The sequence below is a fragment of the Thermoproteus sp. CP80 genome (assembly GCF_002077075.2).
Lineage (GTDB): Archaea > Thermoproteota > Thermoprotei > Thermoproteales > Thermoproteaceae > Thermoproteus.
The window spans coordinates 1-6,152 of record NZ_LCWM02000001.1 but is presented as its reverse complement, the minus strand read 5'-3'; the positions used below and the strand labels follow the sequence as shown (position 1 = coordinate 6,152).

Below are 6,152 nucleotides of genomic sequence, written 5' to 3'. Positions count from 1 at the left end.
CCAGCCTCGAGTTCCGCAAGGGGCTTGTGAGGCTCGGCCGCATAATGGGCTACGAGGTGGCCAGGAGATTTCCCAAGAGGGAGGTGGCGGTCAGGACGCCGCTCGGGGAGGCTAGGGGCATCGTCCTCGAGGATCTGGATAGGGTGGTCATAATCGAGGTGTTGAGGGCGGCCATGCCGCTCGTCGAGGGCCTCCTCAAGGCCTTTCCGGAGGCCAGGATAGGCGTTATTGCGGCCAGGAGGAGGGAGGAGGGAGGGACCGTGAGCGTCGACGTGTACTACGTCAGGATTCCCGACGTTGAGGGCTCCGTGGTCCTCATAGCCGACCCCATGCTGGCCACCGGGGTCACCATGGCCTCCGCTATACGGGAGGTGCTGAAGAGGGGCACGCCGAAGAGGTTGCTGGTGGCCTCGGTGATAGCCACGCCGATGGGCGTAGAGCGCGTGCTGGCCGCATACCCCCACGCGGAGATATACGCAGTAGCCATAGACGAATTTCTCGACAAAAACGGGTTCATAGTGCCGGGGCTCGGCGACGCGGGCGACAGGGCGTTCGGCTGACTTCAGGCGGGGCTACAACCCAGCGCGCCGAGCGCGTCGAGATCGCTGTACGTCCCGGCGCGCGTCGGCAAGGACCACCAGTTGGCCAGGGTAGCCCACTGGGGTACGGGATATGTTATATCCGAATTTGTGGACGCCGAGAAGTCGATCGCCGGTATCACCTTGGCCGGGTCCCAGGGATAGACAGAAAGCCTCTCGGCAACGCCCCACGGTATATACAGCGACTTGCCCGGACAGAAATACTGGCGTACCCATGTCCCATTTCTATTTAGATATATATAGAATCCGTCTATGTATTTAGTGAAATTATTATCTACATATATATAGATACCTGAACTGTTAATAAGGATATATGGCTTTATATATACATATGATATAGATCCATGCATCAGCTCGACGGACCCTAGGCCTACGTCGAAGCCGGCGTACGGCTCCAGATCCCCCTGCACGGCCGCTCGACCCGCCGAGCAGTCGGCCCTCCAGTAGACGTAACGGCCCTGCGAGACGTCCAGCGGGAGCCAGCCCAGCGGGGCGCAACCTGAGGGGAACCAGCCGGCCAGAGAGGGGGGATACGGCGTGGTGCCGTTTACCGCCAGGCAGAAGAACGCGGCCATGATCTCGCTAGGGCGCAGTATGCGCGCCATGTCGTCAGACACCGTGTAGTTCATCGCCAGCGCGGTCGTGTAGTAGTAGCCGTAGCTCGCCGTGTTGCCTACGGCGAATTCTATCCAGAAGAACCCGCTGGAGGTAGGCGACAGGAGCCAGCCCGGCGGCGTCGGGGCCAGCCCGCAGCCGGACGCGTTGGGGAGCGGCATCGCCGAGCCGGGCACTATTAGGTATGGCCTGTAGGGCTCCAGCACGAACGTTCCCAGCGAGATGTTGTACGTCCCTTCGGCCGGCCAGGTCGATCCGGCCCAAGACCCGTTGGCGTACCGCGCGCCGCTTGCGTTCACGTAGATGGACATGCTGACCGGAGATCTGCCCAGCCACATGACGGCCAGGCCGTAGGCCGCTCCCCTCAGCACGGCGTTGCCCGCGAATTCGCCGTTCCACCAGGCCTCTCGTGGATCTGCGCAGAGGAGCGAGCGGCACGGGACCAGGGGGACCAGCGACCACAGGACGACTCCGGCGGGCTGGCCGTTGCCGCCCCTGACGACGCTCGCCACGTAGGGCGCGGCGCTCTGCGCCTCGATCTGCCACGGCCGCGGCACGACGACGTAGACGTCGGCCGGGTAGGCCGGCCCGCCGGGAGGGGGCGAGACGAAAACGGCGTCTTGGGACGCTCCCGCGAGGCCTGTCACGGGGTCCACCGCCGGGCCTTTGGACTGGTAGTAGCCGCCGAGCAGGGTGGCCCAGACGTAGCTGGGCGATGTCGAGTAGGACCAGCGCGATAGAAGCATGGCCAGGCCGTAGGTGGTCTGATCAGGTGGAGCTGGGTAGGACCACGGGATTAGCCGCGACGTGGCTCCGTAGCCGCCTATCTCGGTGAGTATGACGCCTCCGAGGCGCCCGTCCCAGGCCACGTTGCCGCCTAGAGGGCTCGCTACAATGTAGCCGGAGGCTCCGCCATAGCCTCTGGGGAAATAGCCTATATAGCGGCCTCCGAAGATGAGGTATCCCAGCAACGAGGCGTAGAGGTCTGAGACGCCTCCGGCGGGCATGTAGACGTCCGCCGACCCTCCCTCTATCCAGATCTCGGCGGAGCCGAGGCGTAGGTACGGTTCCCAGAGGGCGTCGCCAGGCCACTCGATATATGTATAGAGGTTGTAGTAGTTCCAGCCGCCCGAGCCGTAGGCCAGAGGCGACAGCGCGAATGGACCCAGCGAGGGAAGCTCGCCCGGGTATACAGACGCCAGCAGATGGCTGACCGCTGCGGCGAAGTTGGGCCACTGCGCCGTGTAGGTGCTCGCCAGGACTCTATATGTTGGGTCGAGGAGGGCCACCAGCCCCTCAGCCGTCTGGTTCAACAGGATGTAGCTGGTGGGGAGCGCCACCACCCCCGGCGCCTTCGGGGATTCCACCTCCAACGGCGCTGTCCAGAGCTCCGGCACGAACCAAGCCTCTAGGCTTATGGAGCTGGGGAGCTGCCCGTTGAGCGGAAGGAGGCCCGAGAGGCGGCCGTAGGACCCCTGCGGGCTCCAGTTGAAGCTGCCCGGCGAATACCTCGCCTTGAACGGATTGACTTGCGGCAACCCCTGGGCCGTGTCGCCCAGGACCAATGAGGTGGAGTTGACCACGGCGGTTATCCCGAGCGTGCCTCTGTTCGTCTGACCGGCGGAAAGCCCGCTCAAAACGTCGGGCTCCTCAACCGCCACCGCGATCTCCACATAGTCGCTCAGATCGGGCCCGACGTACCAGTTGGTCGGCAGCGATGTATACGGCGCAGGGAGGTAGAGAGTCTGCGCGTAGCTCCAGACGAGCCCGGGTATAGCCCCTCCCGCCTTATCGCTATACGTCGATAGAGAGGTTTCGGTCACATTGGCTATAGTGCCTCTTTCTATATTACCCGAACAATTATATACAACATAATATATATTATATTTATATGTATAATATTGTATAAATATTGATACATTGAATTTCCCATCTGTCGGAGTTGGGGCGCCCGCCAGGAATATGGATCCCCTAGTGAGGCCGTAGACGGTGAAGCCTCCGGAGGTCGCCGTATATGTCGTATTGCCCGTCACGTAGACCACAGGCGTCGACAGGGCCCTAGGTATGCCCAGGAAATTCAGCTTTAGGTCTACTGACAGGGGGATCTCGGGGGGCGACATGCCGCTGGAGATCAGGGTGGAGTTTATCGCTTGGCACGTCGGGGCCTGGACGGCCGCCTCGGCCAGCACGGCCGCCGCCAGTATTAGGACCAGCCACCTCATGGATTACTACAAGTGATCACCAGCGACACCGGGAAATCCACGACCTCCAGGTGCGGACCTTTAGACACGGCGAGGAGATATTCCCGTTGCGGCGCCAGATAGCCGTTGTTGCTTCCCAGGACGGCTGTCTCGGCCGCGCTGGCGTTTACATATAGCTCCGGCATGTAGTCAAGCGTAGACGACAGAGCTATGTAGTACGCCCTCGCCACGCCGCCGTTGGGCGCCACGACGGCGGTGCAGTTGATCAAGGCCAGATATAGGGTGTAGTTTATAGGCCCCCACGATCTGGACAGCCGCGCCGCCACGAGGCCCCCCCGGTAGTATATCAACACCGATCTATTTACGCCCGAGGTGGAGAGGACGGAGCCGTTGCAATATATGGAGGGACCGGCCGTTGCGTAGGTGACGCAGTGGATCTGGGAGGCGGCGAGGGACTCGAGCTTCAGCCTGTAGAGCGTCTGGGGGAGGTCTATCTGGTCGTAGCGCGGGTGGGAGGCGTATAGAACGGCCATAGCCCAGGCCACGACGGCTAGGGCGACCAGGGCGTATGCGAGGGACCACTGGCCCCTCATCGCCCCACGCATTCGGCGTACGCGACTCCGTCCACGACCTCGACGCGCATCAGGTAAGGACATGGGAGCTCCTCTCCGGGGCTCAGGGGACGCCCGCCGGGCCCGTAGGCCCATGCGTACTGGGCCAACACCGACGAGTTCGCGAGCGCCGGCCCTCGGACCAAATACGCCGAGCCGTCCGTCTGGACCAAGGCCACAGGTCCCCTTATGTAGAAGACGCAGTCGGAGCAACTGGGGGCGCTGCTCTGAACGCCTAGATGCATCAAAAAGGCGCCGACCATCATCGCGGCCACCGCCAACGAGACTGCGGCTGACACAATGTATAGATCCATCACCCTCCCGAGGCCGCCGCGTAGCTGTATACGCGCCAGTTGGCCGCGCATCCGCCGTTCGCGACGCCCACGACGGTTACGTAATTGCCCGCAGGAGGCCTGGCTAGGCCGTAATCGGTCAAATTGTAGACGTAGACTTCGCTGAATGCGCCAGGCGCTATCCACTCGGCCAGCAGCGTGTTGCTGGAGGAGTTGTACAAGAGGTACGCGGTCCAGATGTCGGCGGGCCACGACTTGGATACGTCGAAGCCGGTCGGCCGCACGAGGCCTCTGCCGCCGGACGAGTTAATTACCGCGAATTCGAAGGATCCGTCCTCGAGCCCGTAGTCGTAGGGGTTTAACTGCAGGAAGATCTGGGGAGAACTTCCGGCGGGCACGTAGTCGGCGCCGCCGAACGGAAGAACGCCCAGCCCCTCGTCGGACGGCGCCACCAACGCGCGGGCGTTGGAAGGCGCGAAGAGGGAGATGTAGAGCCCGTCGGCCAGACACGTGGAGTTTGTGTAGCCCCACTTGACCTCGACGGCCAGATATCCGCGGCCCGGCCAGTACGTCGAGATAGATGTGAAGTTGTATGTATTGCCGGCCAGCCCTATGGACGGCGTCCGGCTCGGGCTGTATATATTCCCCGCGGGCAGTTGCCCCGAGTAGCCGTTAGCCCGCGCGGTCGGGACGACGCCCCTAGCCACGCTCACGACGCCCCCCGCGCCGATGCCCACCAGATCGAAGCCGTAACTGCCGGCGGCCGGATACCACATCTGGAAGGCGCATGTGGCCCCCTGGCCTGAATACAGAGGCCTCTCGAACAGCGCCGAGGCCGCCATAATCTGCGTCTGCGGGCCCAGACAGTATATGGGCTTGGCATACCACGACGACCCATCAGGCGCGGTGTAGATCAACGCAACTCCTCTAAGAGAGCCGCGCAGTACTGTTATCGACGCGATGAGCACGCCGTTCTGCTCGGTTACCGACGCCGAGGCGCTCGGAAAATCTGCGGAGAGGGCGCCCATGTATATCAGAGCTACGGCCAGGACAGCTGCGGCGGCTATCGCCGCGGCCACTATTATGGGGGTTGCCACTTGCCCCTTCATGGAATACATCTAGCCAGTAGAACTCTCCCCATGGACAGCGAGGCGCCCCACGCGGCGCAGTGGCCCGTGCCGTTCCACGGCGGCGGACACCAGAGGCCTGTGTAGGGATCCGCGCCGATCCTCAGCGGGTTCGAGCTGGACAGAGGTCTGCCGTTGAGCAGAAAGGAGGAGTTGTAGGCGCAGGCGTATCCGCCCGGCCATAGATAGAACGTGGCCACCCACGTGCCGTTGACACCTACGGCGACCTCCGCCAGCTCGTACGACGGCGTCTCAGCGTCGACCGCCAAGAAGCCGCCGTTGAGGTAGAACACGTGTATCCACCTCGCGGGTCCGCCCTGCGGCGGCGATAGAGGCGCCGTATAGCCGCCGCGCGGCAACGACGATAGCTTAAGCGTTGCGAACAGCATCAGGACGGCTACCGAGAGAAAGAACACCGAGGCGGCTACGGGCGAGGCGACCTGGCCCCTCATCTCTTCGGCAAGACGTAGAGCCTTCCATCGGGCGTGGTGCCGACCACCACGACCCCCGGCACGCCGCCTAGAGCCGGCCTCCCCCCGACGTAGTAGATCCTCTGCGACGGCACGAACAGGCCGCAGCCCAGGTAGCAGCCCGACCCGTTGCACGAGATCTCGCCGAACGCCGACACGACGATGGCGGATCCGTTGCGGCTCAACGCAAGTCTCGCGGCTTCGCATAGATCCCACGATGTCGAATGGAGAAGGGC

The 6,152-nt window shown here is 63.0% G+C and carries 7 protein-coding genes; 1 reads left to right on the top strand and 6 read right to left on the bottom strand.

Features of this window, described 5'->3' with window-relative positions; genetic code table 11:
• On the top strand, positions 1 to 560 hold a 560-nt coding region (gene upp, locus B7L68_RS00035; RefSeq protein WP_081245634.1), incomplete at its 5' end, for a uracil phosphoribosyltransferase.
• Positions 561 to 562: 2 nt separating this feature from the next.
• Here the strand turns inward: upp and B7L68_RS00030 are convergent.
• The 6 genes from B7L68_RS00030 to B7L68_RS00005 form a co-directional block, all read right to left on the bottom strand.
• Entirely contained in the window at positions 563 to 3,436 is a 2,874-nt protein-coding gene (locus tag B7L68_RS00030; RefSeq protein ID WP_081245633.1) for a hypothetical protein, read from the bottom strand.
• Positions 3,433 to 4,008 carry a hypothetical protein gene (locus tag B7L68_RS00025; RefSeq protein ID WP_081245632.1) on the bottom strand — a complete coding sequence of 192 codons (576 nt, stop codon included), beginning with the start codon at positions 4,006 to 4,008 and terminating at the stop codon, positions 3,433 to 3,435. Before B7L68_RS00025 ends, B7L68_RS00030 begins: the two co-directional genes overlap by 4 nt.
• Positions 4,005 to 4,340 (bottom strand): hypothetical protein, encoded by a 336-nt coding sequence (locus tag B7L68_RS00020; protein WP_143615266.1) that lies wholly within the window; start codon positions 4,338 to 4,340, stop codon positions 4,005 to 4,007. The genes B7L68_RS00025 and B7L68_RS00020 overlap by 4 nt, the downstream gene beginning before the upstream one ends.
• The gene (locus tag B7L68_RS00015) at positions 4,340 to 5,428 is read right to left on the bottom strand and encodes a hypothetical protein (protein ID WP_081245630.1); all 1,089 of its coding nucleotides are present in this window, start codon (positions 5,426 to 5,428) and stop codon (positions 4,340 to 4,342) included. Before B7L68_RS00015 ends, B7L68_RS00020 begins: the two co-directional genes overlap by 1 nt.
• On the bottom strand, positions 5,425 to 5,898 hold the full coding sequence (locus tag B7L68_RS00010) for a hypothetical protein (protein ID WP_081245629.1): 474 nt from the start codon (positions 5,896 to 5,898) through the stop codon (positions 5,425 to 5,427). Before B7L68_RS00010 ends, B7L68_RS00015 begins: the two co-directional genes overlap by 4 nt.
• Positions 5,895 to 6,152: secretion protein (locus tag B7L68_RS00005; protein ID WP_101957987.1), on the bottom strand; the 258-nt coding region annotated here is incomplete at its 5' end. The genes B7L68_RS00005 and B7L68_RS00010, both read right to left, overlap by 4 nt.